Origin of the sequence: Burkholderia sp. AU15512 (assembly GCF_002223325.1) — a bacterium.
GTDB lineage: Bacteria > Pseudomonadota > Gammaproteobacteria > Burkholderiales > Burkholderiaceae > Burkholderia.
Window position 1 is genome coordinate 2,329,628 of sequence record NZ_NKEX01000006.1, and the last position, 26,903, is coordinate 2,356,530.

The 26,903-nt window shown below is 68.5% G+C and carries 26 protein-coding genes; 13 read left to right on the forward strand and 13 right to left on the reverse strand.

The genetic code is table 11. The features are described 5' to 3' along the window. Window positions 1-40: 40 nt before the first annotated feature. The 3 genes from CFB43_RS29760 to CFB43_RS29770 are packed head-to-tail and all read right to left on the reverse strand — an operon-like array spanning window position 41 to window position 3,156. Complete coding sequence (locus tag CFB43_RS29760) at window positions 41-853, reverse strand: energy transducer TonB (protein WP_089497700.1); 813 nt, start codon at window positions 851-853, stop codon at window positions 41-43. A 33-nt stretch (window positions 854-886) separates the two neighbouring features. Further along, a complete protein-coding gene (locus CFB43_RS29765) occupies window positions 887-1,933 on the reverse strand; it encodes an ABC transporter substrate-binding protein (protein WP_039354360.1) in 1,047 nt (348 codons plus the stop codon). A 50-nt stretch (window positions 1,934-1,983) separates the two neighbouring features. After that, entirely contained in the window at window positions 1,984-3,156 is a 1,173-nt protein-coding gene (locus tag CFB43_RS29770; RefSeq protein WP_089497701.1) for an LLM class flavin-dependent oxidoreductase, read from the reverse strand. 455 nt (window positions 3,157-3,611) lie between these two features. Between CFB43_RS29770 and CFB43_RS29775 the strand changes: the two genes are divergently transcribed. Genes CFB43_RS29775 through CFB43_RS29790 form a run of 4 tightly spaced genes read left to right on the forward strand, consistent with a single transcriptional unit; the run spans window position 3,612 to window position 7,446 of the window. Continuing rightward, entirely contained in the window at window positions 3,612-4,688 is a 1,077-nt protein-coding gene (locus tag CFB43_RS29775; protein WP_089497702.1) for an ABC transporter substrate-binding protein, read from the forward strand. A 31-nt stretch (window positions 4,689-4,719) separates the two neighbouring features. Next, on the forward strand, window positions 4,720-5,826 hold the full coding sequence (locus CFB43_RS29780; RefSeq protein WP_089497703.1) for a PhnD/SsuA/transferrin family substrate-binding protein: 1,107 nt from the start codon (window positions 4,720-4,722) through the stop codon (window positions 5,824-5,826). After that, window positions 5,826-6,641: an ABC transporter permease gene (locus CFB43_RS29785; protein ID WP_089497704.1), complete on the forward strand. Its 816-nt coding sequence runs from the start codon at window positions 5,826-5,828 to the stop codon at window positions 6,639-6,641. Before CFB43_RS29780 ends, CFB43_RS29785 begins: the two co-directional genes overlap by 1 nt. A gap of 16 nt (window positions 6,642-6,657) precedes the next feature. Then, entirely contained in the window at window positions 6,658-7,446 is a 789-nt protein-coding gene (locus CFB43_RS29790) for an ABC transporter permease (RefSeq protein ID WP_089497705.1), read from the forward strand. On the opposite strand, the gene CFB43_RS29795 is transcribed toward CFB43_RS29790, so the two are convergent. Continuing rightward, window positions 7,437-8,564, reverse strand: a complete 1,128-nt coding sequence (locus tag CFB43_RS29795; RefSeq protein WP_089497706.1) for a sigma-54 interaction domain-containing protein — start codon at window positions 8,562-8,564, stop codon at window positions 7,437-7,439. The two genes, CFB43_RS29790 and CFB43_RS29795, sit on opposite strands and share 10 nt — an antisense overlap. 120 nt (window positions 8,565-8,684) lie before the next feature. After that, window positions 8,685-9,365 carry a class II aldolase/adducin family protein gene (locus CFB43_RS29800; RefSeq protein ID WP_089498186.1) on the reverse strand — a complete coding sequence of 227 codons (681 nt, stop codon included), beginning with the start codon at window positions 9,363-9,365 and terminating at the stop codon, window positions 8,685-8,687. Window positions 9,366-9,755: 390 nt separating this feature from the next. Between CFB43_RS29800 and CFB43_RS29805 the strand changes: the two genes are divergently transcribed. From CFB43_RS29805 to groL, 3 genes are all read left to right on the forward strand, one after another. Next, window positions 9,756-11,039, forward strand: coding sequence for an alpha/beta hydrolase (locus CFB43_RS29805; protein ID WP_089497707.1), 1,284 nt, complete (start codon window positions 9,756-9,758; stop codon window positions 11,037-11,039). Window positions 11,040-11,182: 143 nt separating this feature from the next. After that, window positions 11,183-11,473 (forward strand): co-chaperone GroES, encoded by a 291-nt coding sequence (locus CFB43_RS29810; protein ID WP_011694564.1) that lies wholly within the window; start codon window positions 11,183-11,185, stop codon window positions 11,471-11,473. A 12-nt stretch (window positions 11,474-11,485) separates the two neighbouring features. Beyond that, on the forward strand, window positions 11,486-13,126 hold the full coding sequence (gene groL, locus CFB43_RS29815; protein WP_039354347.1) for a chaperonin GroEL: 1,641 nt from the start codon (window positions 11,486-11,488) through the stop codon (window positions 13,124-13,126). A 127-nt stretch (window positions 13,127-13,253) separates the two neighbouring features. Here groL and CFB43_RS29820 read toward each other — a convergent pair whose 3' ends face one another. Next, a complete protein-coding gene (locus tag CFB43_RS29820; RefSeq protein ID WP_089497708.1) occupies window positions 13,254-14,168 on the reverse strand; it encodes a LysR family transcriptional regulator in 915 nt (304 codons plus the stop codon). A gap of 171 nt (window positions 14,169-14,339) precedes the next feature. Between CFB43_RS29820 and CFB43_RS29825 the strand changes: the two genes are divergently transcribed. The 6 genes from CFB43_RS29825 (at window position 14,340) to CFB43_RS29855 (ending at window position 19,358) form a co-directional block, all read left to right on the forward strand. Next, the gene (locus tag CFB43_RS29825; RefSeq protein ID WP_089497709.1) at window positions 14,340-15,698 is read left to right on the forward strand and encodes a nucleobase:cation symporter-2 family protein; all 1,359 of its coding nucleotides are present in this window, start codon (window positions 14,340-14,342) and stop codon (window positions 15,696-15,698) included. A 58-nt stretch (window positions 15,699-15,756) separates the two neighbouring features. Beyond that, complete coding sequence (locus CFB43_RS29830; RefSeq protein ID WP_089497710.1) at window positions 15,757-16,266, forward strand: nucleoside deaminase; 510 nt, start codon at window positions 15,757-15,759, stop codon at window positions 16,264-16,266. A gap of 8 nt (window positions 16,267-16,274) precedes the next feature. After that, window positions 16,275-16,631, forward strand: a complete 357-nt coding sequence (locus tag CFB43_RS29835; RefSeq protein WP_089497711.1) for a hydroxyisourate hydrolase — start codon at window positions 16,275-16,277, stop codon at window positions 16,629-16,631. A 471-nt stretch (window positions 16,632-17,102) separates the two neighbouring features. Then, window positions 17,103-17,474 carry a DUF6697 family protein gene (locus CFB43_RS29840; protein WP_039354345.1) on the forward strand — a complete coding sequence of 124 codons (372 nt, stop codon included), beginning with the start codon at window positions 17,103-17,105 and terminating at the stop codon, window positions 17,472-17,474. Between the two features lie 409 nt (window positions 17,475-17,883). After that, on the forward strand, window positions 17,884-18,405 hold the full coding sequence (locus CFB43_RS29850; protein WP_089497712.1) for a PTS sugar transporter subunit IIA: 522 nt from the start codon (window positions 17,884-17,886) through the stop codon (window positions 18,403-18,405). Between the two features lie 59 nt (window positions 18,406-18,464). Continuing rightward, the gene (locus tag CFB43_RS29855; RefSeq protein ID WP_089497713.1) at window positions 18,465-19,358 is read left to right on the forward strand and encodes an amino acid kinase family protein; all 894 of its coding nucleotides are present in this window, start codon (window positions 18,465-18,467) and stop codon (window positions 19,356-19,358) included. A 60-nt stretch (window positions 19,359-19,418) separates the two neighbouring features. On the opposite strand, the gene CFB43_RS29860 is transcribed toward CFB43_RS29855, so the two are convergent. The 7 genes from CFB43_RS29860 to CFB43_RS29890 all read right to left on the reverse strand — a co-directional run bounded on the left by CFB43_RS29860 (window position 19,419) and on the right by CFB43_RS29890 (window position 26,824). Continuing rightward, entirely contained in the window at window positions 19,419-21,419 is a 2,001-nt protein-coding gene (locus CFB43_RS29860) for a family 2A encapsulin nanocompartment cargo protein cysteine desulfurase (RefSeq protein WP_089497714.1), read from the reverse strand. Then, complete coding sequence (locus CFB43_RS29865; RefSeq protein WP_006479760.1) at window positions 21,394-22,326, reverse strand: family 2A encapsulin nanocompartment shell protein; 933 nt, start codon at window positions 22,324-22,326, stop codon at window positions 21,394-21,396. The genes CFB43_RS29860 and CFB43_RS29865 overlap by 26 nt, the downstream gene beginning before the upstream one ends. Before the next feature lie 138 nt (window positions 22,327-22,464). Beyond that, window positions 22,465-22,686, reverse strand: a complete 222-nt coding sequence (locus CFB43_RS29870) for a helix-turn-helix domain-containing protein (RefSeq protein WP_006484517.1) — start codon at window positions 22,684-22,686, stop codon at window positions 22,465-22,467. A gap of 8 nt (window positions 22,687-22,694) precedes the next feature. Continuing rightward, window positions 22,695-23,633, reverse strand: a complete 939-nt coding sequence (gene epsC / locus CFB43_RS29875) for a serine O-acetyltransferase EpsC (RefSeq protein ID WP_089497715.1) — start codon at window positions 23,631-23,633, stop codon at window positions 22,695-22,697. A 28-nt stretch (window positions 23,634-23,661) separates the two neighbouring features. Further along, window positions 23,662-24,132 carry a rhodanese-like domain-containing protein gene (locus tag CFB43_RS29880; RefSeq protein ID WP_089497716.1) on the reverse strand — a complete coding sequence of 157 codons (471 nt, stop codon included), beginning with the start codon at window positions 24,130-24,132 and terminating at the stop codon, window positions 23,662-23,664. Window positions 24,133-24,555: 423 nt separating this feature from the next. After that, window positions 24,556-25,956, reverse strand: a complete 1,401-nt coding sequence (locus tag CFB43_RS29885) for an amidase family protein (protein ID WP_089497717.1) — start codon at window positions 25,954-25,956, stop codon at window positions 24,556-24,558. A 76-nt stretch (window positions 25,957-26,032) separates the two neighbouring features. Further along, the gene (locus tag CFB43_RS29890; protein WP_089497718.1) at window positions 26,033-26,824 is read right to left on the reverse strand and encodes an alpha/beta fold hydrolase; all 792 of its coding nucleotides are present in this window, start codon (window positions 26,822-26,824) and stop codon (window positions 26,033-26,035) included. Between the last annotated feature and the right edge of the window lie 79 nt (window positions 26,825-26,903).

Here is a 26,903-nt window from a genome sequence, read left to right on the forward strand (position 1 = left end):
ATGTGAGTTCCTTTGAAAATGTGGCGGGCTGCCCGGCGGGTCAGCCCAGCTTGAAATCGATCGGCACGTTGACCCAGCCGTCGACCGCCTCGTCGCCGCGCTTCGCGGGCACGAACGTCCAGCGCTTCACGGTGGCCACCGCCGCGGTGTCGAGCATGCGGCGGCCGCTGCTCGTGCGGACCTCGACGGAATCGGGTGAACCGTTCGCGAGCACGTGCACGCGCAGCACGACGCGCCCTTCCCAGCCCTGGTCCTGCGCGAACGCCGGATAGTCGGGCGCCGGGTTGCGCAGGTAGGCCGCGTCGCCGATCGGTGCGGTTTCGCGCACCGGTGCGGCAGGCGCGGCCGGCGCGGGAGCCGGCGTGGCTGGCGCGGCGGCGGCCGGTGCCGCCGTCGCAGGGGCCGCCTCGCGGGTGAATTGCGGCGCGGCAGCGGGCACCGGCGCCGGATGCGCGACGGCCGCACGCGGCTTCGGCGGGGTCGGCGCCTGCTTCAGCGGCTTCGGGGGCACTGCCGGCGGCGGCGGATGCGCGGCCTGCGGCAACGGTTCGGGCGGCCGCGTCAATTCGACCGTCATCGGCAGCGGCCGCGGTGGCTGCACGGGCGGCGCGGCAGGTGCGCGCGCGGCCAGCAACGCGACACCTGCATGCAGCGCCGTGACGGCGAGCGCAATCGCCCCCGTGACGCGCCACGCGCCCGGCTTCGCCTTCGGCGCATCCGGCCGTGCCGACGGCGAAGCGGACGGCGGACGCGCGACCGCCGCCCCGCTCGCACCCGCACCTGCACGCGGCACGGCGCGCGCCGCATGCCGGCGCGCCGGCGGCACGCCGTATTCGATCGTCAGACCTGTCATGCTCGACTCCTTGGAATGACGCGCCGCGGCGCGCTACGCGACCCACGCATGGCGTTGCCGGTCGATGCGCGTGAACGGCGCCGGGTCGATCCACGCGCGTGCATCGAAATCCTGTTCGAGAAAGCCCCACTCGACGAGGAAGTCCTTGAACGCGACCAGCCCGTCGATCGACGTCTGCGCGAGCCCCGTCTCCAGATGGCGGTGCACGTCCGCGCCGTACGCATAGCGCACCCACTCGTCGGATGCGCGCGTCTCGCGGCCGATATACGCAACCGTCTCCGCCGGATGGCGCGCGGCCCAGTCGCCCGCCCCCACCACCACCGACAGGAAGCGGCTCACGAGATCGGGGCGCGCGTCGATCAGTGCGCGGTCGACGGTCAGCGTGCGCGGCGTGCCATTGCCGATCCGCACGAGCGGATCGGGGTGCGCGCCGAGATCGATGACGACCTGCGCATCGATCAGATGCACGGTCTCGAGCCCTTCGACGCCTTTCACGAACACCGCGTCGACCTCGCCGCGCACGAGCGCCGCGATCTCGATCCCGTACTCGTGCGGGCCGCGCGTGAACGATGCCGGGCCGGTGCGACGTTCACGTTCGTCGGGCAGGTCGACCCATTCGGCGTCGCCGTGCCCGAGCCCTTCGAGTTCGAGCGCGCTCAGGAAGCCTTTCAGCGCGGCCGCCCGCCAGAAGTCGATGCTGATCGGATGGCGCGGCAACCCGAGCCGCCGGCCGCGCAGATCGCGCACCGAGCGAATGCCGCGATCGGGCAGCGTGACGATCGCCTGGAATTCGTTGGTCCACGACAGGCCGATCACGCGCGTATCGGCGCCGCGTGCCCGCGCCCATAGCGCCGGAATGTTGCCGCCCTGCCGGAACGAGTGCGGCAGGCTGTGATCGAAATGCGATTCGCGCTTGCCGGCATCGGCCGTCTCCTGCAGCGAATTCAGCGTGATGCCGTCCGGCCCGAACTCCTCGTCGAACCAGCCGCGGTGCACGGCGATGCCGAGCGCGGTCGGCACCGGGCAGCGCGTGTACCAGAGTGCGTCGCAGGCCGTGGCCTGCGCAGCGAGTGTCGTCATGGTGAATGTCCTTGTCGATGTCGTTGGATGACGCGGGAAGGCCGTCGCGTTCATGCGCCGGCCACGCGCAGCGCCGCCTGCGTGCCGCGCGCGTTCAGCGCGCCGTCGACGAGCGGCAGCACTTCCTCGCCCACGCGGTACGCCTCCTCGAGATGCGGGTTGCTGGCGAGAATGAACGTCGACACACCGATGTCGACGTATTCCGCGAGCCGCTCGGCCACCTGCTCGTGGCTGCCGACGATCACGCAGCCGGGGCCGCCGCGAATCTGCGACATCCCAGCCCACAGGTTCGGGCCGACGATCAGGTCGTCGAAGTGCTGCGTGTTGCCCTGGTGCAGCGCGAACTGGCGTTTCGCGCCGACCGACTCCGACGATTCGCCGCGCCCGCCGAATCCGCCGCGCGTCGCGTCGCCCACCGTCGCGAACATCTGCCGCAACTCGGCCCACGCCTGCTCCTCGGTCTCGCGCGCCAGGATGTCGATGCGCATGCCGAAGCGCAGGTCGCGCTCGGCGTTCTGGCGGTCAAGCGCGCGGCGCGCCGCATCGATCACTTCCTTCTGTTTCGCGAGCGGTTCGCCCCAGCTCAGGTGCACGTCGCCGTGCTTCGCGGCCACCGCGAGCGCGGCATCGCTCGCGCCGGCCAGGTAGATGCGCGGCGGCTTCTGGCCGCTCAGCGGCGGCAGCAGGCCGCCGGCTTCGACGCGATAGAAGCGGCCGTCGAACGTGAACGGCTCGCCGGCCGCGACGCCCTTCACGACATCGAGGAATTCGTCGGTGCGCGCATAGCGGCTGTCGTGATCGATGAAGTCGCCGTACGCACGCTGGTCGGGGCCGCCGCCGCCCGTGACGACGTTCCACTCGACGCGCCCGCGGCTGATCCGCTGCAGGCTCGCGGCCATCTGGGCCGCATAGACCGGATGCACGAAATGCGGCTGCAGCGCGATCAGGAGCCGCAGCCGGCGGGTCTCACGCGCCAGCGCGGCAGCGACGACCCACGGTTCCTCGGTAAACCGAAAGATCGGAATCAGCGCGCCGTGGAAGCCGGCGATGTCGGCCGCGCGCGCGACCTGCGACAGATAGTCGATGTAGCCGAAATCGTCGTCGTCGACTTTCGGCGCGACGCGCGATGCGCGCTGGCGGTTCCATTCGCCGCGCGTATGCAGGTCGTGTGCGCGCCGGCCGTCGCCATGCATCGGCAGGCGCCACAGAAATTCAACAGCCATCGGAGTTCTCCTGGTCGGGCCATTCGGATTGCGTGCGGCATCGGCGTGCCGCGCGAGTGCTGCGCTGTAAAGCACGCGGTGTGCCAACGCGCTCGCCGCTGCGCGAACGTGGTCGCCGGCGATCCCGCGCAGTGCCTTGCATACCGGGCGTCAGCGGCAATCGAATCGCCCCCGCTCGCGGTTACCCATGCCGTCACGACACGCACCTATCGCGCTGCTGCACCGCCCCCACTGCTGCTGCGCGCGCAACAGCGGCCGACGCGACTGTTGCTGGCGCAACAGGCGCTGCATCGGTACGCGCACCGCTCCTCCCGCGCGATGCCCGCGCCGCGTGCGGCCGCGCCGTTTCCGTTCACTGGCCCGGAACTTGCAACGTTGACCGGCCCACGCGTGCGACACCGACACCGTGCGCGACCGGGCTTCAACCATGCTTACGCAGAGAGGGAATCTCACCCATGACAGACAGGCCCGATTCGTCATCGGACAAGCAACAGACGTTCTGGTACGCCCGGTCGCCCGTGCCGACCCCGCTCGGCATCGCCGTGCATCTCGGCTGGCTCAACGGCGAGACGTCGGCCGACGGTGTCGCGATCCGCTCGCCGCGCGGCGCCACGCGGCACGACGTGTCGTCGATCAGCGATCACACGCTCGCGCAGTCGTTCCGCCAGGGCGGCAGCATCCCCGCGATGTGGGCGCGCTCGAACGGCGCGAACACGCGCGTGATCGGGCTGTCGTGGGTCGACGAATCGCAGTTGATCCTCGCGCGGCCCGAGTCGGGCATCCGCTCGGTGAAGGCCTTGCGCGGGCGCCGCATCGCGATCCCGAGCCGCCCCGACGACCGCATCGACATCTTCCGCGCGTCGGCGCTGCGCGGCTTCGTCAACGCGTTGAGCCTCGACGGGCTGACCACGCGCGACGTCGAATGCGTCGATGTGCGCGCCCGCACGCTGCAGGCCGTCGGGCCGGCGCGCGCGGCGGACCTGTTCGCGTCGCCGCACGGCTTCTCGAGCCGCGCGCTGTACGCGGCCGAAGCCGGCGCGCTGCTGCGCGGCGAGGTCGACGCGATCTACGTCAAGGGCTCGACCGGCCTCGAGATCGCGCAGCTGATCGGCGCGCACGTCGTGATCGACATCGGCTTTCATCCCGAGCGCGCGATCCGCAACAACAACGGCACGCCGCGCCCGCTGACCGTCAACGCGGACGTGCTCGCGAATCATCCGGACATCGTCGCCGGCTTCCTGAAGCTCGTGGTCGCCGCCGGCGACTGGGCCGGCACGCATCCCGACGAAACCGCGCTCTACGTGGCCGGCGAAACCGCGTCGTCGATCGACTGGGTCCGCGCCGCGTACGGCAACCAGCTGCACCGGCACCTCGGGGTCAACCTCGACGACGAATCGATCGCCGCGCTCGACGACTTCAAGACGTTCCTGCACGACCACGGCTTTCTGGAGGCTGACTTCGACGTCTCCGACTGGATCGACCCGCGCCCGCTCGCCGACGTGCTGCGGCCATCGCTGCAGAAGCGCGCGTGAGCCCCTTTTCCGCCTATCGTTCCGGACCACCATGAAACACACGCTCTCCCTCGCCGCGCTGCGCCGCCCGCTGCGCGCGCTGTTCGCCGCGCTGCCGTTCGCCGCGGCATCGCTCGCCGCACCGGCCGCGCATGCGGACGACGCGCCCAAGGTCGTGCGGATCGCCGTCGTCGCCTATTCGAGCGGCGGCAAGACGCAATACGCGGGCGCGTCGGCACTGATCGACGCCGACAAGTCGCTCGAGAAGGCGCTCGCCGCGCGGCACGTGAAGCTGCAATGGGTGCCGGTGTCGACCGCGGCGGTCGGCACGCTCGTGAACGAAGCATTCACGAACGGCAGCATCGATTTCGCCGGCTACGGCGACCTGCCGTCGGTCGTCGTCAACGCGTCGGGCACCCATACGCGGCTGATCGTGCCGGGCAGTGTCGGCAGCAACACGTATCTCGTCGTGCCGGCCGGCTCGACCGCGAAATCGATCGTCGACCTGAAAGGCAAGCGCATCGCGCTCAATCGCGGCCGGCCGTGGGAAGTCACGTTCAGCAAGCTGCTCGCCGAGAACGGGCTGAAGCTGTCCGACTTCAAGATCTACAACCTCGACCCGCAGGCCGGTGCGGCCGCCGTCGCGGCCGGACGCGTCGACGGCTTCTTCACGCTGTCCGACGCGTATTCGCTCGTCGACAAGCACGTCGGCAAGATCATCTGGTCGACCAAGACCGCGCCCGACGACTGGAAGATGCGCGCGGAACTGTGGGCGTCCGACGATTTCGTGCGGCGCTATCCCGACCTCACGCAGCTCGTCGCGACGGCCTACGTGCGTGCCGCGCACTGGATCTCGCAGCCGCAGAACCGCGACGCGTACGTGAAGATCCTGAGCGCATCCGGCCAGCCGGAAAGCGTCGTGCGCCGCGAATACGCGGATGAGGCGACACCGTGGAAGGACCAATGGGCGCCGCTCTTCACGCCCGCGCTGACCGGCCACTACCGCGACGTCATCGCGTACAGTCGCCAGGCCGGCCTGACGTCCACGCCGGTCGACGTGAACGCGCTGCTCGCGCCGACGTTCGTCGCGACCGCGCTCAAGCAGCTCGGGCTCGACGGCTACTGGCGCGCCGACGCGGCACGCGTCGCGAGCCGCTGATGCCGATGCATGCCCTCGCGTCGAACGGTGCACGCGCGCTCCGCCCGCCCGGGATTGCCCGGCTTGGCGGGCTCGCGCTGTGGTGGGCCACGCCCGTCGCGTTCGTCACACTGTGGTGGCTCGCGAGCGCGCAGCGCTGGTTTCCGCCGCAGCTCGTCGTGCCGCCGGATCGGCTCGCGGCAACGCTGCGCACGCTGCTCGACACCGGCGAACTGCGCGACAACCTGCTGATCACGCTGCATCGCCTCGCGCTCGGCTTCGCGATCGGCGCGACCGGCGGTGCCGCGTTCGGCATCCTGCTTGCGCGCAGCCGGCTGTTCGCCGACTACCTGCGGCCGACGTTCGACCTGCTGCGGCAGGTGCCGACGCTCACGCTGATTCCGCTGCTGATCCTGCTGATCGGCGTCGACGAGCCGCTGAAGCTCGTCGTCGTCGGCAAGGCCGTGTTCTTTCCGGTCGCGCTGGCCGCGTACACGGGCGTGCACGACGCGCCGCGCGACCTCGTCGAAATGGCGCGGCACTACGGGCTCGGCCGCTTCGCGCTGCTGCGCGACGTGCTGCTGCCGGCCGCGTTGCCGCCGCTGCTGACCGGCGTGCGGATCGCGCTCGCGCGCGCGTGGCTCGCGCTCGTCGCGGTCGAGCTGCTCAGCGCCGACAGCGGGATCGGCCAGATGATGGAACTGGCGCGGCAGATGCTGCGGCTCGACGTCGTGCTCATCGACGTCGCGGTGATCGGGCTGATCGGCTTCGCGATCGACCGGTCGATCGCACTCGTGCAACGCTACGCATTGCGCTGGCAGACGCCTGCGCGCTGAACGAACAGGTATCCGAATGACCCTCGCCATCCCCGCATTCTCGTTCGCCGCGCTGCGCCGTCGTGCACGCGGCCTCGTCGTGCCGGCCCTGCTGGTCGCCGCCTGGCAATACGCGTCGTCCGGCGACGCGGCCCATCAATACGCGTTCGTACCGTTGCAGCAGGTCGGCGCCGCGCTCGTCGAGCTCGCACGCAGCGGCGAACTCGCGACCGATCTCGGCGCGAGCCTGCGCCGCACGACGGTCGGCCTCGTGGCCGGCGTCGCGTTCGGGCTCGTGTTCGGCGCGGCGATGGCGCGCTCGACGCTCGCGCGCAAGCTCGGCGAGCCGACGTTCCAGGCGCTGCGCTACGTGCCGCTGCTCGGGCTGATTCCGCTGCTGAGTTTATGGGCCGGCACCGGCGAATTCGCGAAGGTGTTCATCATCGCGCTCGCCGCGTTCTACCCGATGACCACCGCCAGCTTCGACGGGCTGCGCCGCGTCGATCCGCGCTATGTCGAACTCGCGCAGTCGTATCGCCTGACGCGCATCGGCCTGTGGCGCGACGTGCTGATTCCGGGCGCGCTGCCCGACCTGTTCGCGGGCGTGTTGCAGGCCGTGCCGTTCGCGTGGATCACCGCGACCAGCAGCGAGCTGCTGTTCAACGCGGGCGCGGGGGTCGGCAGCCTGATGCAGAACGCGCAGGCCGGCGCACGTGCCGACGTGTTGCTGGTCTGCGTGCTGGGGGTGACGGCGCTTGCCGTCGGCATGAGTGCGCTATGCGAGCGGATCGCGCAGCGCGCGCTGCGCTGGCGCGATCACGCCTGACGGCGCAGCCGCGCGTCGGCGTCGCTCGCGTCGCCCGCGTCGCGCGGCTTCAGGATGCCGAGCTGCGCGAGCCGCGCGCGCACGATGTTGCGCGACTGGTCGAGCAGGCGCGACATGCGCAGCTGGTTGTGGTCGCTGTAGTCGAACACGCTGCGGTAAACGGTGTCCTCGATGTGCTGCCACAGCGCCGGCGTGCCGAGATCCAGCAGCTCGATCACCGCGTGGCGCAGCGCATCGGTGGCCTCGGCCACGTCGCGCGCCCGGCGCGGCGGTGCCGCCGCCGTGCTGCGCGGATCACCGGCATCGGGCGCCAGCGACAGCGCGGAAAACTGCAGGTCGCCCACGTCGATCGCGCCACCCGCGCAGATCAGCACCGCGTGGTGGATCACGTTCTCGAGTTCGCGGATGTTGCCGGGCCACGCATGCGCATGCAGCCGGGCGCGCGCGGCGTCCGTCAGCGTCGGCGCGGCCACGCGCAGCCGCTTCGCGTAGGTGTCGATGAAGTGCTCGATCAGCGGCGCGATGTCGCCGGGCCGCTCGCGCAGCGGCAGCAGGCTCAGCTTCACGACGTTGAGCCGGTAGTACAGATCCTCGCGGAAATTGCCCGCGCGCACCGCGGCTTCAAGATTCACGTTGGTGGCCGCGACGAGCCGCACGTCGATCTTCACGGTCTTGCGCGAGCCGACCGGCGTCACTTCGCGCTCCTGCAGCACGCGCAGCAGCTTCACCTGCGCGGACAGCGGCAGGTCGCCCACCTCGTCGAGAAACAGCGTGCCGCGATTCGCGGATTCGAACCAGCCGGGCTGGCTGTTGATCGCGCCGGTGAACGCGCCGCGCTCGTGGCCGAACAGCTCGCTCTCGATCAGCGTCTCGGAGAATGCGCCGCAGTTGACCGCGACGAACGGGCCGTCGTGGCGCTCGCTCAGCGAATGCACGAGGCGCGCGATCAGCTCCTTGCCGGTGCCGCTCTCGCCGGTGACGAGCACGGTCGCGTCGCTGGGCGCGACGAGCTGGATGCGCTCGAGCAGCACCCGCGATTTGGGATCGTCGAACGTCAGCGCCTTCGCACGAATCGTGATCGCATGCGAAGTCGGGTCCGGCAAGCTGAAGATGGCCATGGCACGACCGGCGTGTTGAACGGGGAAGGTTCGACGATAGCAAGGCGCGCGCCGGCCACGAACCAATTCATCGAGCTATCGGTATGACGGCGGCCGGATTGCGCCGGCCGCGGCACGAGGTCACGCGAGGCCGGTCATCTTCCATTGCTGCTCGAGCGCGCCCGGCCCGAATTCGAGCGAGCCGCCGAGCGGTTCCGCGAGCGCCTGGAAATACGCGGCCTCCTCGAGGATCAGGATGTACTTCGAAACATCGAGGATCGATGTGCCCCAGAACGTCGCGCCGCCGTTCGCCTCGATGATCGCCGGCACCTCGGGGTCGCGGCGGATCGTGTCCACGATGAAGCGCGGCTCGCCGGGGCGACGATCGACATACACCGGAATCTCGCGGGCGCGCGTGTAGCGCGCGGCCGGCGCATAGCGGATCGGCAGCGGGCGATGCGCGCTCGCCCACGCACCGAGGTACGGGCCGTGCACGTGGATCACGACGCCGACTTCCGGCACCTCGCGGAACACGTCCGCATAGCGCGGCCCGCTGCCGCCCGCGCGCGCGTCGCCGTGCAGCACGTCGCCGTCGAACGTCACGACGACGGGCTGGATCTCCTGCGACGCGGCCCACGGGCTCGGCGCCGACAGCGCGACGATGAGTTCCGTGCCCGGCACGCGCTGGAACGCCTGGAACGTGTTGGTCGCGGACAGCGTGCGCGTGTCCTTCAGCACGCGTTCGGCCTGCGTGAATTCGCGCGTGGCGCGCTCGACGAATGCCACGAGTTCGCCGCTGTCGATGGTGGAGGTGACTGGCATGAGGACGGTTTCCTTGATCGGATGGACGGATGGGCTCGCATCGCGATGTCGTGACACCGCGACGCACGGCCACCGGATCAGCAGCAATCGTGCCAGCCGGGCATGCATGCGGCGCAGGCCCGCGCCACGGTGCGTGTGCGCCTTTTTCACGACGCGCGTCATGCGCCCCCCGCGTGCACCTCTGTTGCGGGAGCAACAGCCTGCCGGCCCGGATTGTTGCGCGACGCGCAGCGGCCGAAAGCGTGCGCGGCTCGCCGTACGGCGCGGCGGCCCGTCGTGTCTCGCGCCTGGCCCCCAACGGCTGCGCTGGTTCGAAACTTGCGTCGTGGTCGGCCCGCGCCGCGCACTGTCCGGCGCGCCCGATCCGATTTCACCGACACCCATCCGACCATGACGCTCCTCCCCCTGCGCGGCTACGCCGCACGCACGCTGCTGGCTTCGGCGCTCGCCGTCTCGTCTCTCCTCTCGCATGCGGCGTCCCCCGGCCGCGTGCCTGCGCCCGATCCGTTGCAAGGCGACGGCCGCGTGTCCGCGTTCTACACGTGGGACCGCGACATTCCGGCGACGCCCGGCGTGCTGCTGCGCACCGAGCCGCTGCCGGCGACGCTCGGGCTCGCGAGCGCCGGCCACCAACTGCGCATCCTCTATGCATCGACCGACGGTGTCGGCGGCCGCACGCCGATCGCCGTGTCCGGTGCGCTGTTCGTGCCGCGCGGCACACCGCCGGCCGGCGGCTGGCCGATCGTCGCGTGGGCGCACGGCACGTTCGGGATGGCCGACATCTGCGCGCCGTCGTGGTTCGGCCGCTCGTATCGCGACGTGCGCTACCTGAACGCGTGGCTTCAGCGCGGGTTCGCGGTCGTCGCGACCGACTACCAGGGGCTCGGCACGCCCGGCCCGAATCCGCAGCTCAACAACCGCTCGAACAGCTACACGCTGCTCGACAGCGTGCGCGCGGTGCTCGGCGGCGTACCGGGCCTCGCGAACGAGGTCGTGCTCGTCGGCCAGTCGCAGGGCGGCTCGGCCGTGTTCGCGGCGGCCGGCTACGCACCCACCTATGCGCCCGAACTCGCGATCCGCGCGACCGTGGCCACCGGCACGATCTACAACGCGTCGCCCGCCGCGCTCGCGTCGCTGCCGAAGTTCGAGAGCGCGTACCGGCGCGATCCCGAGCGCGTCGATCCGACGCTCGCGTACCAGTTCTACTCGGTGCTCTCCGCGCAGCAGATCGACCCGTCGCTGCGCGCGGACGAGGTGCTGACCGACCAGGCATTGCCGATCCTCGAACAGTCGCGCATCAGTTTCCTTGCATCGCTCGAGGACGACGCGGCGCTCGCGCACCTCACGCACGCGAACACCGTGAAGCCCGGCGGCGATGCACGGCTGAAGGCCTGGTGGGACGAATACCTGAAATACCCGACGCTGAAGATCGCCACGCCGGTATTCATCGGTGCGGGTGCCGACGACGGGCTCGCGCCGCTCGAACTCGCGCTCGCAAAGGATGCGTGTGCGGCGGGCACGACCGTCGAGGCGCACCTGTATGCGGGCCGCGAACACAACGGCACCGTGAACGCGTCGCTCGTCGATTCGATTCCGTTCGTGAAGCGCGTGCTCGCCGGCGAGACGATCCGCCGGGTCTGCACGCCCGCCGCCCAGCCGGCCGTGTCGCAATAGCGGACATGATGCGCTTTTGCACGGCGGCGCGAATGCATTTCGGAATCCGTTATTGGATCGCGCCGCCGCGCATTTTTATACTCGTCAGCACTCTCTGTTAAAGAGTGCCAGCCCATTTCAACAGATCAGCACAGGACGAACCAATGAGCCTACGCCCCTTGCACGACCGCGTGATCGTGAAACGACTCGACCAGGAAACCACCACCGCATCGGGCATCGTGATCCCCGATAGCGCCGCGGAAAAGCCCGACCAGGGTGAAGTGATCGCCGTCGGCCCCGGCCGCAAGGATACGGACGGCCAGCGCATCGTGCCCGACCTGCAGGTCGGCGAGCGCGTGCTGTTCGGCAAGTACGCGGGGCAAGCCGTCAAGGTGGACGGCAACGAGTTTCTCGTGCTGCGCGAAGAAGACATCGTCGCGGTCGTCAATCAATAACGGAGCGCAATCATGGCAGCGAAGGAAATCATTTTCAGCGACGTCGCACGGGCGAAACTGACGGAAGGCGTGAACATTCTCGCGAACGCGGTGAAGGTCACGCTCGGGCCAAAGGGCCGCAACGTCGTACTCGAACGCAGCTTCGGCGCACCCGTCGTCACGAAGGACGGCGTGTCGGTCGCGAAGGAAATCGAACTCGCGGACAAGCTGCAGAACATCGGCGCGCAGCTCGTGAAGGAAGTCGCGTCGCGCACCAGCGACGCCGCCGGCGACGGCACCACGACGGCCACCGTGCTCGCGCAGGCGATCGTTCGTGAAGGCCAGAAATACGTCGCGGCCGGGCTTAACCCGCTCGACCTGAAGCGCGGCATCGACAAGGCCGTCGCGGCGGCCGTCGACGAGCTGAAGAAGATCAGCCGCCCGACCACCACGAGCAAGGAAATCGCGCAGGTCGCGACGATCTCCGCGAACGGCGAGGAATCGATCGGCCAGCGCATCGCGGAAGCGATCGACCGTGTCGGCAAGGAAGGCGTGATCACCGTCGAGGACGGCAAGTCGCTCGCGGACGAGCTCGACGTGGTCGAAGGGCTGCAGTTCGATCGTGGCTACCTGTCGCCGTACTTCATCAACAACCCGGACAAGCAGATCGCCGAGATCGAAAGCCCGTACATCCTGCTGCACGACAAGAAGATCTCGAACATCCGCGACCTGCTGCCGGTGCTCGAACAGGTCGCGAAGTCGGGCCGGCCGCTGCTGATCATCGCGGAAGATGTCGAAGGCGAAGCGCTCGCGACGCTGGTCGTGAACAACATCCGCGGGATCCTGAAGACGGTCGCCGTGAAGGCGCCGGGCTTCGGCGACCGCCGCAAGGCGCTACTCGAGGATATCGCGATCCTCACCGGCGGGCAGGTGATCGCCGAGGAAACGGGCCTCACGCTCGAGAAGGCGACGCTCGCCGAACTCGGCCAGGCGAAGCGCATCGAGGTCGGCAAGGAGAACACGACCGTGATCGATGGCGCGGGCGATGCGAAGAACATCGAGGCCCGCGTGAAGCAGATCCGCGTGCAGATCGACGAAGCGACGTCCGACTACGACCGTGAAAAGCTGCAGGAACGCGTCGCGAAGCTCGCGGGCGGTGTCGCGGTGATCAAGGTCGGCGGGGCCACCGAAATCGAAGTGAAGGAGAAGAAGGACCGCGTCGACGACGCGCTGCACGCGACGCGCGCGGCCGTCGAGGAAGGCATCGTGCCGGGCGGCGGCGTCGCGCTGATCCGCGTGCGGCAGGCGATCCGCGAGCTGCAGGGCGTGAACGCCGACCAGAACGCAGGAATCAAGATCGTGCTGCGCGCGCTCGAGGAACCGCTGCGCCAGATCGTCACGAATGCCGGCGAGGAAGCGAGCGTCGTCGTCGCGAAGGTGGCCGAAGGCTCGGGCAACTTCGGGTACAACGCACAGACCGGTGAATACGGCGACCTCGTCGAGTCGGGCGTGCTCGATCCGACCAAGGTCACGCGCACGGCGCTGCAGAACGCAGCGTCGGTTGCGGGGCTGTTGCTGACGACCGATGCGACCGTGTTCGAGGCGCCGAAGGATGCGGCACCGGCGGCAGCCCCGGGCGGCCCGGGTGCGGGTGGGCCGGGGTTCGATTTCTGACGATGTAGCGCGTGTGCCGTGTGCCGGTTCGCCGGCATGCGCGCGACCTTGCAGACTCCCATTGCGCGTGGCGATGAAAGTCGTCACGCGCATTTTTTTTGCCGCGATGCCTCTCGCGCGGCGCCGGCTACCACGTCGTGGCGTTCCCGCCGCGATCGAGTTCGAACACCTTGTGCGCCTGCATTCGCCGCTTGAGCCACGTGCCGGCCTTGCCGAGCACGCGCGCTTTGCCCCAGATCAGGTCGACGCCGACCAGCCAGTCGGTATGCGGATACGCGGCCAGTTGCAGCTCGACGAGTTCGCCGGCGTCCAGTTCCCGCAGGATCAACTGGCGCGGCAGCGTCGTCCAGCCGAGCCCCGCGCGCACCATCTCCAGTAACGCCAGATAGCTTTCGGCCTGCCAGCAGCGCGCCGAGTCGAGATACTCTGTACTCGGCAGCGTGTCGTTGTGCGCGCTGAATGCAAGCCGGCGATGCGAGCGCAGCTCCGCGAAACTCACGCTGTCCTGGCACGCGAGCGGATGATCGCGACGCGCCACGTGCGCGAGGATCAGCTTGCCCATCTGCGCAAAACCGAGGTCGCGCGGATACGCGGGCTGCGCGAACGCAACGCCCAGGTCCGCTTCGTCCTTCAGCAGCAGATCGGTCACGTCGCCATGAAACGGATGGCGGATATCGAGATCGACATTCGGAAACTGCGTCGAGAAATCGACGATCGCCGGCATCACGGTGTTGTACGGCACCTCGATCGCGAGCGTCAACCGTGGCTCGACCAGGTCGCCCAGTTCGTTCGCATGCGACTCCAGATCGAGACAGCGCTCGAGCACCAGCTCGACTTCATTCAGCAGCTTGAGGCCGGCCGGCGTGAGCGCGGGCAGCTTGCTCGTGCGGTCGAAGAGCGGCAGGCCCCAGTCGACTTCCAGGTTCGCGATCGCGAGGCTGATCGTCGATTGGGTCTTGCCGAGGCTGCGCGCCGCCGCGGAAAACGAGCCCGTCTTCACGACGCGGGCAAACATCTCGAGCTGCTCGAGCGAATAGCGCATGGCGCTTCCCTGACCTATTGAAAAAACCGATGGATATTCATTTGGTGCCCCGGCAGGCGTGATGGATTATGGCGCACCGACCAGCACGCATCCAGCCGCTTCCGGGCAGGGAATTCCCTTGGATCCGGCAGCACGGCCACCCGGTTCGAGACAAACCACAGGAGTCATCGCATGAGCAAGCCACGCCCGCATCCGGTCGACGAAATCCTGCCGTTACGGCAACTCGGCAGTTATGGACTGCAACACGTGTTGGTGATGTACGCCGGCGCCGTAGCCGTCCCGCTGATCCTCGGCAGCGCATTGGGACTGTCGCAGCAGCAGATGGTCATGCTGATCAACGCGAACCTGCTGACTTCCGGCATCGCGACACTGATCCAGACGATCGGAGTCTGGAAGTTCGGCGCGCGGCTGCCGTTGATCCAGGGCTGTTCGTTCATCGCCATCGCGCCGATGATCATGATCGGCAAGCAGTACGGCATTGCCAGCGTGTTCGGCTCGGTGATCGCCGCGGGCGCGCTGACCGTCGTCATCGCGCCGGTATTCAGCCGGCTGCTGCGCTTCTTTCCGCCGGTGGTCATCGGCAGCCTCATCACGATCATCGGCGTGTCGCTGATGCCGGCCGCCGCGATCTGGCTCGGCGGCGGCAACCCCGACGCACCGGCGTTCGGCTCGACCGCCAACCTGCTGCTCGGCTTCGCGACGGTCGCGATCACACTGTTCGTCTATGCGCGGTGCCGCGGCTTCGTCGCCAACCTGTCGGTGCTGATCGGGCTGATAGTCGGCACCGCGATCGCCACCGCGTGCGGGATGACGAGTTTCGCGCACGTCGGCGAAGCCGCATGGTTCGAATTCAGCACGCCGTTCGCGTTCGGCATGCCGAGTTTCGCCGTGACGCCGATCCTCGTGATGGCGCTGGCGATGCTCGTCATCATGGCGGAGACGACCGGCAACGTGCTCGCGATCGGCACGATCATCGGCCGCCCGTCGTCGCAAACGACCCTCGGCAACGCGTTTCGCGCCGACGGACTCTCGACGATGCTCGGCGGCATCTTCAACAGCTTTCCCTACAATGCGTTCACGCAGAACACGGGCCTCATCGCGCTTTCGAACGTGAAGAGCCGCTACGTCGTCGCATCCGCCGGCGTCATCATGATGCTGATGGGGCTATTCCCGAAACTGGGCGCGCTGATCGCATCGGTACCCCGCCCGGTGCTCGGCGGCTGCGCGATCGTGATGTTCGGCATGACGACGGTCGCCGGCATCCAGGAACTCGCCCGCGTGAAATTCGACGGCACCCGCAACGCGATCATCGTGGCCGTGTCGGTGAGCGTCGGCGTGCTGCCGATGTCGCTGCCGGCCCTGTTCGGTCACGTGAGCGGCCCGGCCAGGCTGATTCTCGACAGCGGCATCTTCCTCGGCGCGCTGACCGCCATCGTGCTCAACGTGCTGCTCAACGGCACCCGGCACGAAGCCGATACGCACGCGCCGGCCGCTGTCGTTCCGGACGGCGCGGGCACGCACGCCCGCTGAATTTCCCCCTCCCTGATCTGAATCCTGATTCGAACCCGAACCATACGGAGAACGCACCATGCAAATCGACACGACACCGGCACCCGCGAATCTCGACGAACGCGACCTGGCGCTGCTGCGCGCGGCAATCGAACTCGCCGACGAATCGCGACAGGACGGCCATCACCCGTTCGCCGCGATCGTGGCGGACGAGCACGGCAACATCGTGGCATCCGCAGGCAACAACTCGATGCCGCCCGAAGGCGACCCGACGCAACACGCCGAACTCGCCGCGGCGGCCAAGGCCGCGCGCCTGCTGTCGCCCGAGCAACTCGCGCGATGCACGCTCTACACGAGCGCGGAGCCGTGCTGCATGTGTGCGGGCGCGATCTACTGGTGCAATATCGGCCGCGTCGTGTACGCGCTGTCCGAGCACCGGCTGCTTGGGCTGACCGGTGCGCACCCGGAGAACCCGACGTTCTCGCTGCCGTGCCGCGAAGTGTTCCTGCGCGGGCAGCGGCACGTCGAAGTCGTCGGGCCGCTGCTCGAGGATGAGGCCGCCGGCTCCCACCGCGGCTTCTGGGCGTAGGTCGCGACATGCCCGGCATTTCGATTCACGTGATCGACGTCGCGCGCGGCGTCGTCGCCGAAGGGCTCGGCGTCAGCGTCGAACGGATCGGCCCCGCGAGCCGGGAACTGCTGTGCCGGGGGCGCATCGGATCGAACGGCTGCCTCGATGCGCTCGACTCGGTCGCCCTCGCGTGCGTGTCCGGCGTGTACGAGGTGACGCTCCGCACGGGCGCGTGGTATCAGGATCGAGGGATGGCGGACGCCGATCCGCCGTTCCTCGGCGACGTCGTCTACCGGTTCGGGCTGGCCGATGCGGCGCAGCACTATCACCTGCCGTTCAAGATGACGCCGTGGGGGCTGTCCTGCTTTCGCGGCGGCGCGTGAGCGGGCGGCGGGCTCGGGCCAGATGAAATCTGGCAGTGCACGTCGTGCGGACCGCACAACCTTTACGACCTTTTTACTTGCGCCCGCGCATGCGTTCACTAGAATGTGTTCGCAATCGATCCATCCACGAGTACGCATATGCGCATCCGAAGTCCTCGCCCTCCGAGTTGCTTTTCTGCCTGACCGGCAGGACGCCTGCGTCTCTCTGTTCCCGAGCCACCGTCCTGCCCGCAGGCGGACGGTGCGCGCCGTAGTCCTTCCCGTGCACGCTTGAACACGACGTCGATGCGTTAGCCGCGCATCGCGCGCTGCAAGCGTGTCCGCGCGGAAATTCCCGCCTCACGACGCGCCATCGATCCGCCGCCCCGGCAACGATCGACTGGCATGCCTCGCATCCCCCATGTCGATCCAACCTGATTACTTTGCATACCTGATTTAACCAACGGAAGTTTCCGATACCGGAGCACGATCATGTTCGAGATCGACAAGCAGTACACCCGCGAATTCATCCACACCGCGTGCGGCGGCAGCAAGCAGGCGTTCCTGCCGACGAAGAACGGCAAGGTCGTGGCCGCCTGCCTGCGCACGGACCTCAATCCGCACGCACCCGACGTGATCCTCTGCGACGGCAGCGCGTCCGCACGGGCGGCCGGCAGGACGCTCGCCGCGCAACGCGATGCGATTCCGGTGTTCATCCGCATGGCCACCGACGCGTACCGCTTCGTCGGCCAGTACGTCGTCAGCGAATCGCTCACCGCACCGCTCGACTGCGCGCCTTACGTACGCAACAGCAGCTTCACGCCCGGGCAGATCTCGCGCGTGCTCAAGCTCAAGCGTTGCTGATACGCATGCGGGGCGCCTCGCGCACCCCATTCCGGCCATCTTTCATACAGGAGCCATCATGCTTGGCCTGACGTTCTGGAAACACGTGATCGGTGCGCGGACCGGTGCAATCCGCGATGACAGGGCGGCTGCACACGACCGGCACCGACGGGTGTCGAGAACGCTCGTGCTGACCAGCGCCGCGGTGGCGTTCGGGGCGATCGCGTTCGGCGCGCCGGTGGTCGGCATTTCGGTGTTTCTGCTGACGACGCTGCCGTTCGTGCTGTCGGGCACCTGAAGCGCTACGTTTCGGGCCTGGCTCCATCGGCAATCGATACACAATTTTAATGTCGGGCCCGCTCGTATCTAACACCGTCTTTACGCGGTTTTGTCTAGGATTTCCCTGTCATCCCGACACGGAGAGATCCGCATGCAAACGCAGCAGGCCGCCGCCGGCGGCCAACCCGACCTTCCCTACCGACGCGGCGGCACACCGTTCGCGACCCGGCTGGCCGACGCCTGCCCGCCGGACAATATCCTGCTCGACGTACCGGTCGAAAGCGCGATCCAGTTGTTCGACCTCGTCGCGCGCTATGTCGAGCGCGGCAGCGGCGTGTCCGCGGAACGGATCAGGACCGAACTGACCAAGCGCGAGCAACTCGGCTCGACCGGCCTCGGCCAGGGCGTCGCGATTCCGCATGCACGCGTCGCCGGTCTCCGCTCGGCCATCGCGCTGTTCGTCCGCGCGCAGTATCCGTTCAGCTTCAACGCACCGGACCGCAAACCCGTGCGCGAATTCATCGTGCTGGTCCTGCCGCAGGAAGACAATCGCGCACACCTCGAACTGCTCGCCGACGCGGCGCGGTGTTTCAGCGAACGCCCGTTTCGGCAGGCATCGCGCGACGCGCTGACGCCCGACGAGATTCACCAGCTGATGCAACGCACGCACTGATGCCGAATTGATGCCGCACCCTGCGGCGACAAGCACTCCCTTCATCCATTCGAATTCTCATGTTCCCAGACCCTGAAAGTCCCACCCTGACGTCGCGCCGCGTAGCCGGCCTGGCGCGCTCGCTGCCGTTCATGCAGGCCCTGCACGGGCAGACCGTCGTCATCGTCGATGGCGGCGCCGCGAGCGATGCACGCGCCCGCCAGGCGTTCGCGCAGGATGTCGCGCTGCTCGCCCTCACCGGCGTTCGCCCGATCGTCGTCCAGGGCGTGCCGGCCGCGGCCAGCACGCAATCGATCCACGCCGTTCACGCGGCGATGGCGGGCGTCAATCATGAACTGGTGCGCCTGATCGGCAGTCACGGCGCCAAGGCAATCGGCATCGACGGTCACGACGGCGGCCTGCTGGTGGCGAGCGCCGATTCCGACCGCACCGACGCGAGCGCGGTCGCACGGTTCGACGGCACCGCGTTGAACGCGTTTCTCGAGAACGGGCTGGTGCCCGTCGTGATGCCGGTCGCCCCGGACGACGCGGGCCACGATCACCTGCTGCGCGCGGAACGGCTCGGCAGCCTCTTCGCGCAGCGCACGGGCGCCGTCACGCTGGTGATGATGGTCGACGGTGCGCTGCTGCGCGAACTCGGCGAACTCGCGGGGCTGTACGGCATCACGGAACTCGAGCACTGGCTCGCCGAGCACCCGGCTGCCGCGGCGGCGCCCTGCGTGCGGGACGCGCTCGATGCGCTTGCGCACGGCGTGCAGAACGTCCATCTCGCCGATATCGGGCAACCCGAATCGCTGATCGACGAACTGTTGACGGAGGAAGGATCGGGGGTCGTGTTCTGCCGGCGCGGCAACACCGACCTGCTGTCGGAAACCCGCCGCTACTTCGCGGATTCGGCGAGCGTGCTGCGCGACGGCTTCAACGTCGAGCAGAAGCAGGTCGTGCGGTTCTGACTTTCTGGTAGCGATAAAACGCTTGCGGCGACCCACCCGGGCCGCCGCGAGCGAATGGCGTCAGCGCCGCGTCGCAAGCCGCCGCACGACGCTCACCAGCGCATCGACTTCGTCGCACGTGTTGTAGAACGCGAGCGACGGCCGCACCGTGGCCTCGAGCCCGAACCGCCGCAGGATCGGCTGCGCGCAGTGATGCCCCGAGCGCACCGCGATGCCCTCTTCGTTCAGCGCCTGCCCGACTTCCTCGGTCTCATAGCCCTTCAGCACGAACGACAGCACGCTCGCCTTGTCGCGGGCCGTGCCGACGAGCCGCACGCCCGGCACCGGCGCGAGCACGCTCGTTGCATACGCAAGCAGGTCGTGCTCGTAGCGCGCGATGTTCTCGATGCCGACCCGGTTCACGTAGTCGAGCGCGGCGCCCAGCCCCACCGCATCCGCGATGTTGCCGGTGCCGGCCTCGAACCGGTTCGGCGGCGGCTGGAACACCGTGCGCTCGAACGTCACGTCCGCGATCATGTTGCCGCCGCCCTGCCACGGCGGCATGTCGTCGAGGATCGCGCGCTTGCCGTACACGACGCCGATCCCGGTCGGCCCGTAGATCTTGTGCCCGGAGAACACGAAGAAATCCGCATCGAGCGCCTGCACGTCCACGCGCATGTGCGAGATCGACTGCGCGCCGTCGACGAGCGCCTTCGCGCCCGCACGATGCGCGAGCTCGACGATCTCCTTCACCGGCACGACCGTGCCGAGCGCGTTCGACACCTGCGTGACGGACACGATCTTCGTGCGGTCGTTGAGCAGCTTCCGGTATTCGTCGAGCAGCACCTGCCCCGAATCGTCGACCGGAATCACGCGCAGCTTCGCGCCCTTGAGCGCGGCAAGCTGCTGCCACGGCACGATGTTCGCGTGGTGCTCGAGATGCGACACGACGATCTCGTCGCCTTCGCCGACGTTCTGCACGCCCCACGACTTCGCGATCAGGTTGATCGCCTCGGTCGTGCCGCGCACGAACACGATCTCGTCGGGCGACGATGCGCCGATGAAGCGCTGCACCGTTTCCCGCGCATGCTCGTACGCGTCCGTCGCACGGCCGGCCAATGCATGCGCGGCGCGGTGGATGTTCGAGTTCTCGTGCGCATAGAAATACGCGAGACGGTCGATCACGGCCTGCGGCTTGTGGGTCGTCGCCGCATTGTCGAACCACACGAGCTGCTTGCCGTTCACGCGCTCCTGCAGGATCGGGAAATCGCGGCGGATCGCGTTCACGTCGAACGGCGGATGCGCGCCGCGATACAGCTGGCCTTGCGGCTCGGCTGCGTGCGTGTCGTCGATGAAGTAACGCGGCACGTCGCCGCCCGATGCACGCGACACCGGTACGTCGCGATGCACGGCGAGCAGTGCGCGCAGCGCGTCGTCGCCCGGCAGCCCGAACGCTTCCGGCGAAGCAAGACCGTTCGACGGCACGACGATGTCCTGCGGCGTCGCCTGCCAGCCCTGCAGCGAACCGTTGGTGAAGTAGTACGGCGAGGCCTTCGCCGCGCCTTCCGATACCGGCGCATTCACTTGCGGCACGCCGAGCGCCGCGCCGCCGACGCGCGGTTCGAGCGCTGGCGCGATCGACACGACGTTGTCGGGCAGCCCGTTCTGCGCGGCCGCATGCGGCGCCAGCGCGGGTGCGCGGTTACCGAGCGACAGTACGTGCGTCGGGGCGGACGGCGCGAGATTCGCACCGGGCACCTTCCCTTGCGGGAGTGCGAGACCGGGCACGCCGGTGCCCGCACCGCCCGGGCCCGCGAGCGGCGAACCGCCGGGTACCGGGTTGCTGACCGACGCAAGGATCGGCGCGGCGGCCGGCAAGGCGGACGGCACGCCGCCCACCGCGCCGCTGCCCGCCGACAGCCCGGGCGCGGTAGCCTGCCCGGGCGGCGTCGCGAAGAACTCGGACGCGAGCCGCGCGAGCGTCGCCGGGTCGGGCAAGCCGGCCGGCAGCGGCGCGTGCGGCAGCGCGTGCGCGTCGCCGCCGGCCAGGCCGGGATTAACGGTAGGTGTCGGGATAGTCATGGAACTTGGCGATTTCGACGTCATCGAGGACAGCCAGCGCATCCGGCGAATGGACCGCGAGCGAGCAATACAGCGAGATCAGGTACGACGCGATCGCCTGGTTGTTGATCCCCATGAAGCGCACCGACAGGCCCGGGCCCTGCTCGCCCGCGACGCCCGGCTGATACAGGCCGACCACACCCTGGCGCTTGTCGCCGACGCGCAGCAGCAGGATCTTGGTCTTGCCGTCCGCGACCGGCACCTTGTCCGACGGAATCAGCGGAATGCCGCGCCACGTGAGGAACTGCGAACCGAACAGGCTGACCGTCGGCGGCGGCACGCCGCGCCGCGTGCATTCGCGGCCGAATGCGGCGATCGCGAGCGGGTGCGTGAGGAAGAACGCGGGCTCCTTCCACACCTTGGTCAGCAGCTCGTCGAGATCGTCCGGCGTCGGCGCGCCCGTCAGCGGGAAGATCCGCTGCTCGTCGGTCACGTTGGCCAGCAGCCCGTAGTCGGGGTTGTTGATCAGCTGGCTTTCCTGCAGCTCCTTGATCGTCTCGATCGTCAGGCGCAGTTGTTCCTTGATCTGGTCGTGAGGACTGCTGTAAAGATCGGAGATCCGCGTATGCACGTCGAGCACCGTGCTCACCGCGTTCAGGAAATACTCGCGCGGCTGTTCCTCGTACGGCACGAAGGTCTGCGGCAACACGCTTTCGTCCTCGAGCTGCGTGCACGCGGCGCGCACGGCTTCCGGGTTCTTCACCTGGTTCAGCCGATAGATGCCGGCCTCGACCGGCACCCATTGCAGCAGGTGGGTCAGCCAGCGCGGCGTGATCGTGGAAAGCTGGGGGACGGTCTTGGTAGCGTTCGCTAGTTGGCGGGCGGCGTGATCGCTCAGCGCGGCCGTGCCGCTTGCAACGGTCGACATGTGTGGCTCCGGGTTCTTTAGATGAAAAACGGGATTGCTTATGACGCTCGGTGATTATCGGAAGCACGCACCTGCCGGCTCAACATGCTATAGCCGTCAGGTCGCGTGCAACCGAAAGGGAAATGAAACGAGGCAGCGTCAGGTGACGTACGCGCCCGGCAGCAGTGTCGAGATCGACACGTCGAATGCGCGCGCGATCTTGTCGGCGGTGACGATCGACGCGATCGCCTCGCCGCGCTCGATCTCGCCGACATACGAGCGGTTCAGCCCCGCATGCTCGGCCAGTTGCTCCTGCGACCACGTGCGCGCCTCGCGCAGCTTGCGCACGGTGGCGCCGAAGTGATGGATGAGGTCGCTCATCGCGCCTCCTAGGCGACGCGCGCCGCCGCGCGCGGCGCGGCGTTCGCTTCGCTGCGCAGCACGGCCTGCGTGACGTTTTCGCCGGGCAACACGTCCTGCGTGAGCCATACGTTGCCGCCGATCACCGCGCCGCGTCCGATCGTCACGCGGCCAAGGATCGTTGCGCCCGCATAGATCACCACGTCGTCCTCGACGATCGGATGGCGGGCATGCCCCTTCTCCAGATGGCCGTCAGCATCGCGCGGAAAGCGCTTCGCGCCGAGCGTGACGGCCTGGTACACGCGCACGCGCTCACCGATGATCGCCGTCTCGCCGATCACGACACCCGTGCCGTGATCGATGAAGAAGCCCGCGCCGATGCGCGCGCCCGGATGAATGTCGATACCCGTTTCCGCGTGCGCCTGCTCGGCGATGATCCGTGCGAGGAGCGGCAGCCCGAGCCCGTACAGCTCGTGCGCGAGCCGGTGGTGAATCATCGCGAGGATGCCCGGGTAGCACAGCAGCACCTCGTCGACGCTGCCGGCCGCCGGATCGCCATGGAACGCGGCCAGCACGTCGCTGTCGAGCAGCCGGCGAATCTCGGGCAAGCGCGCGGCGAAGGCCTGCACGGCCGCCGACGCCACTTCATCGACGTTGTCGACCGGCCCGTCGGCATTGCGCTGTCGCGCCGCATAGCGCAATTCCAGCTTCACCTGCGCGAGCAGCGCATTCAGCGCGGCGTCGAGTGCATGGGCCACGTGGAAGTTCTCGCTCTCCTGGCGCAGGTCGGGCGGCCCGAGCCGCATCGGGAACAGCACGCCCTTCAGCGCGCCGATGATCTGCGCGAGCGCCTCGCGCGCCGGCAGGTCGCGCCCGCCCGGTTCCAGCGAGCGCCGCTGCTTCTCGCGCCATGCGCGGCGCACGGTCTGCAGCGATTGAACGATGTCGTCGATGTCGAATGCGGCCATGCTGCTTTCTCCCTGTAACGGCCGTGAATCAGTCCTGCGCCCACGGCAGGCCGCGAAAACGCCAGCCATTGCTGCCGCCGCGCTGCTGCCGCTCGTCGAGGTCGCCCTCGAACCCTTCGAGCACGTTGAATACCTGCGTAAAGCCGCCCTTCGTCGCCGCCTCGGCCGCCTGCGCCGAGCGGTTGCCGCTGCGGCACAACAGCAACACGACGGCCGTCTTGCCGGTCTTCGCTTCCAGTTCGCGCACGAAGCGCGGGTTGCGCGTCAGGCTCGTGCCCGTCGCCCACGGCACGTGCAACGACTCCGGCACGTGGCCGACGAATTTCCGTTCCTCGGCGGTGCGTACGTCCACCAGCAGCGCATCGCCGGCGGTGAACAGCGCCCACGCCACTTCCGGCGCGACGCCGCCCGCATAGGGCGTGCCGGCCGCCGTAGCCGCCGCGCGCGCGCCTTCGAGCGCCTGCTGCGCAGCGGTTCGTTCTTCCAATGCAACCGTCATGACACTTCCTTGTTTTCGTTGATTCGTATGATCAAAGACACCGGGAATGCGGCTGTTGCAGCTTGCGTGCTGTCTATAGCCGTCAGCGCCACTATGCGATTGCGGCCGGGCAAGCTGAACCAATAAAAATTCATTTCCTAATCAGCGGCACGGGGAATGCAATAGCAGACGTGCGCTATCGGGGCGGGTTCATCGGCGAGCAGGACGGGAAGCATGGTGACCGTTCGATGTCACGCATCGAAGGATTTTGAAAGGGTTCGCGGAAGACGATCAACGCGGCGTGCGGCGCGTTGCAATGGAATCCGAAATGGCCTGCATGCACGCGCGCGCATGCAGGGACAGCGGGTGACATCCTGTTGGCCGGCGGAATGCATCGGTGCGACGCCGGACGCGGCATCGCCGATGCATTCACGCTTCAACGCGTCACACCACGGGGTCAACCGGCGCGACCGGCACGCCGCGCGCTTCGATATCGCGCCCCGCGAGCAGGCACAGATCCTCGCGATGATGCGCGGCAATCACCTGCACGCCGACCGGCACGCCATTCACGAGCGCCGTCGTCACGGCCAACCCCGGCAGCCCCATCGCCGGCAACGCGCGCAACGTGAGCTGCGCCTCCCACACGCGATCGAACCCGTCCTGCCCCTGGCGGTCGAGATCGTCCGGGAACGGCAGTTCCGACGACACCGGCAGCAGCAGCACCGCGTACTCGTCGAGAAACAGCCGCCACTGACGCGTCAGCGTCGTGCGCCGGACGAGCGCGCGGCTGATCACGTCGGCCGGCAGGTCGCGCACCTTGCCGCGCACGGCCTCGACCACGGCAGCCGCCCCCGGATCGCCGTCGTTCACGACCGCGTTCATCAAAGCGTCGAATCCGTCACCGAGCCAGAGCTGCTCCTGCAACAGTGCCGCCTCGCGCATCGGCGGCGTGTCGTCGATCTCGTCGACGGTCCAGCCAGCATCGATCAACCGCCGTGCGGCATCGCGCAATGCGGCCTCGACCTCGGGCACGACCTGCAAGCCACCCGGCCGCACGCACAGTGCCGCGCGCTTCGGCACCTCGCGCCCGTCGAACGGCACCGCCACGTGCCACGGATCGCGCGGGTCCGGTGCGGCGAACGCACGCAACGCGAGCGAGAGATCGTCGATCGTGCGTGCAATCGGCCCCGCCGTCGACATCAGCTGCGCGCCGATCGCACGCTCGGGCGACGACGCATTGAACGCAGGCACGCGACCCAGCGACGGACGAATGCCATGCACGCCACACGCGTAGGCCGGATAACGCACCGAGCCGCCGATGTCGGTGCCGACGGCAAGCGGGCCGATCCCGGCGGCCACGGCTGCCGCCGCGCCGCCACTCGATCCGCCCGGCGTCAGCGACGGATTGCGCGGATTGCGCGTGTGGCCATGCACGAGATTCGACGTGAACCAGCGCAACGCGAACGTCGGCGAATTGGTGCGGCCGAGCAGGATTGCGCCGGCCTTCCGGATGTTGCCGACCACCGGGCTGTCGGCGTGCGCGATCAGGTTCTCCTGCAGGCGCGTGCCGTTGGTCGTCGCGAATTCCGCCTGGTCGACGTTGATCTTCACGGTGACGGGCACGCCCGCGAGCGGCCCCGGATCGTCGCCGCGCGCGATTGCGCGATCGACTTCGTCGGCTTGCCGCCGGACATCGTCGGGCCGATGTTCGACTACCGCGTTGATCGCCGGATTCACCGCATCGAGACGATCGAGCACCGCGTCGGCCACTTCTCGCGCGGACACGTCACGATGCCGCACGCGCTTCGCGAGTTCGGTTGCGGGCAGTTGCCAGAGTTCCGTCATGACTTCTCCTGGTGGAAGGACATCACACTCACGCATGGCGCCGCGCTTCCTCACGAAAGCGCGGCGCCGCGTTCACTCACTGCTGATCCTGCTTCGCGCGTTCGGCCGCCGCGATGATCGCGTCGGCCACGGCCTTCGGCTGGCTCAGCATCGCCACATGGCTGCCGTTCACGCGCGTGACCGTCGCGCCGATCCGCTTCGCCATCGCTTCCTGCAGCGTCGGGTCTATCATCTTGTCCTGCGTCGCGACGACGAACGTCGACGGCTTCGCATGCCACGCGGCCTGCGTAACCTTCTCCGAGATACAACCGCCATACCACGGCCCCTGGGTCGCCGCAACGATGCGCTGCTGCGCGGGCGGCAGGTCGGGTGCGAAATCCTGCGCGATCGCCTTGTCCGACAGCGTGGCGAAACCGCCCGCGTCCTTGCGCAGCTCACCGGCCCACGCAGGGGCCGGCAGCCCCTGCGTGACGTCGGCGATCGACTGGCCGTTGTCGGGCGCGAACGCGGCGACGTACACGAGCGACTTCACCTTGTCGTCGTTGCCCGCCTCGCTGATCACGACGCCGGCCCACGAATGGCCGACCAGCACGACCGGCCCCTTCTGCGCGTCGACCGTGCGCTTCGTCGCGGCTGCATCGTCGGCGAGCGAGCTCAGCGGATTCTGCACCGACACCACGTGCAGCCCGCGCGCCTCGAGCAGCGGAATCACGCGGTTCCAGCTCGACCCGTCGGCGAACGCGCCGTGCACGAGCACGACGTTCGTCCCCTTCAGATCTTCTTTCGGCGCGGCCTGTGCCGCCACCGCACCGAACAGTCCGCCGATCACCGCGGCGGATACCAGAACGCGTTTCATCAAACCGGCCATCGTCATGCTCCTTGCTCTGTTGTGTTTTTCACATGTAGTGCTGCAGTGGTGGCCGCGCCCGCCTGCGGCAAGCGCGGCA

Excerpts from the sequence above, each read along its gene's own strand:
- CFB43_RS29840 (WP_039354345.1), top strand. The coding sequence starts at position 17,103 with ATGTTCGAGATCGACAAGCAGTACACCCGCGAATTCATCCACACCGCG.
- CFB43_RS29870 (WP_006484517.1), bottom strand. The coding sequence starts at position 22,686 with ATGAGCGACCTCATCCATCACTTCGGCGCCACCGTGCGCAAGCTGCGC.
- CFB43_RS29830 (WP_089497710.1), top strand. The coding sequence starts at position 15,757 with ATGCAAATCGACACGACACCGGCACCCGCGAATCTCGACGAACGCGAC.
- CFB43_RS29820 (WP_089497708.1), bottom strand. The coding sequence starts at position 14,168 with ATGCGCTATTCGCTCGAGCAGCTCGAGATGTTTGCCCGCGTCGTGAAG.
- CFB43_RS29835 (WP_089497711.1), top strand. The coding sequence starts at position 16,275 with ATGCCCGGCATTTCGATTCACGTGATCGACGTCGCGCGCGGCGTCGTC.
- CFB43_RS29855 (WP_089497713.1), top strand. The coding sequence starts at position 18,465 with ATGTTCCCAGACCCTGAAAGTCCCACCCTGACGTCGCGCCGCGTAGCC.
- CFB43_RS29780 (WP_089497703.1), top strand. The coding sequence starts at position 4,720 with ATGAAACACACGCTCTCCCTCGCCGCGCTGCGCCGCCCGCTGCGCGCG.
- CFB43_RS29860 (WP_089497714.1), bottom strand. The coding sequence starts at position 21,419 with ATGACTATCCCGACACCTACCGTTAATCCCGGCCTGGCCGGCGGCGAC.
- CFB43_RS29775 (WP_089497702.1), top strand. The coding sequence starts at position 3,612 with ATGACAGACAGGCCCGATTCGTCATCGGACAAGCAACAGACGTTCTGG.
- CFB43_RS29865 (WP_006479760.1), bottom strand. The coding sequence starts at position 22,326 with ATGTCGACCGTTGCAAGCGGCACGGCCGCGCTGAGCGATCACGCCGCC.
- CFB43_RS29795 (WP_089497706.1), bottom strand. The coding sequence starts at position 8,564 with ATGGCCATCTTCAGCTTGCCGGACCCGACTTCGCATGCGATCACGATT.
- CFB43_RS29810 (WP_011694564.1), top strand. The coding sequence starts at position 11,183 with ATGAGCCTACGCCCCTTGCACGACCGCGTGATCGTGAAACGACTCGAC.
- CFB43_RS29800 (WP_089498186.1), bottom strand. The coding sequence starts at position 9,365 with ATGCCAGTCACCTCCACCATCGACAGCGGCGAACTCGTGGCATTCGTC.
- groL (WP_039354347.1), top strand. The coding sequence starts at position 11,486 with ATGGCAGCGAAGGAAATCATTTTCAGCGACGTCGCACGGGCGAAACTG.
- CFB43_RS29880 (WP_089497716.1), bottom strand. The coding sequence starts at position 24,132 with ATGACGGTTGCATTGGAAGAACGAACCGCTGCGCAGCAGGCGCTCGAA.
- CFB43_RS29790 (WP_089497705.1), top strand. The coding sequence starts at position 6,658 with ATGACCCTCGCCATCCCCGCATTCTCGTTCGCCGCGCTGCGCCGTCGT.
- CFB43_RS29825 (WP_089497709.1), top strand. The coding sequence starts at position 14,340 with ATGAGCAAGCCACGCCCGCATCCGGTCGACGAAATCCTGCCGTTACGG.
- CFB43_RS29770 (WP_089497701.1), bottom strand. The coding sequence starts at position 3,156 with ATGGCTGTTGAATTTCTGTGGCGCCTGCCGATGCATGGCGACGGCCGG.
- CFB43_RS29885 (WP_089497717.1), bottom strand. The coding sequence starts at position 25,956 with ATGACGGAACTCTGGCAACTGCCCGCAACCGAACTCGCGAAGCGCGTG.
- CFB43_RS29805 (WP_089497707.1), top strand. The coding sequence starts at position 9,756 with ATGACGCTCCTCCCCCTGCGCGGCTACGCCGCACGCACGCTGCTGGCT.
- CFB43_RS29765 (WP_039354360.1), bottom strand. The coding sequence starts at position 1,933 with ATGACGACACTCGCTGCGCAGGCCACGGCCTGCGACGCACTCTGGTAC.
- CFB43_RS29785 (WP_089497704.1), top strand. The coding sequence starts at position 5,826 with ATGCCGATGCATGCCCTCGCGTCGAACGGTGCACGCGCGCTCCGCCCG.
- epsC (WP_089497715.1), bottom strand. The coding sequence starts at position 23,633 with ATGGCCGCATTCGACATCGACGACATCGTTCAATCGCTGCAGACCGTG.
- CFB43_RS29760 (WP_089497700.1), bottom strand. The coding sequence starts at position 853 with ATGACAGGTCTGACGATCGAATACGGCGTGCCGCCGGCGCGCCGGCAT.
- CFB43_RS29850 (WP_089497712.1), top strand. The coding sequence starts at position 17,884 with ATGCAAACGCAGCAGGCCGCCGCCGGCGGCCAACCCGACCTTCCCTAC.
- CFB43_RS29890 (WP_089497718.1), bottom strand. The coding sequence starts at position 26,824 with ATGGCCGGTTTGATGAAACGCGTTCTGGTATCCGCCGCGGTGATCGGC.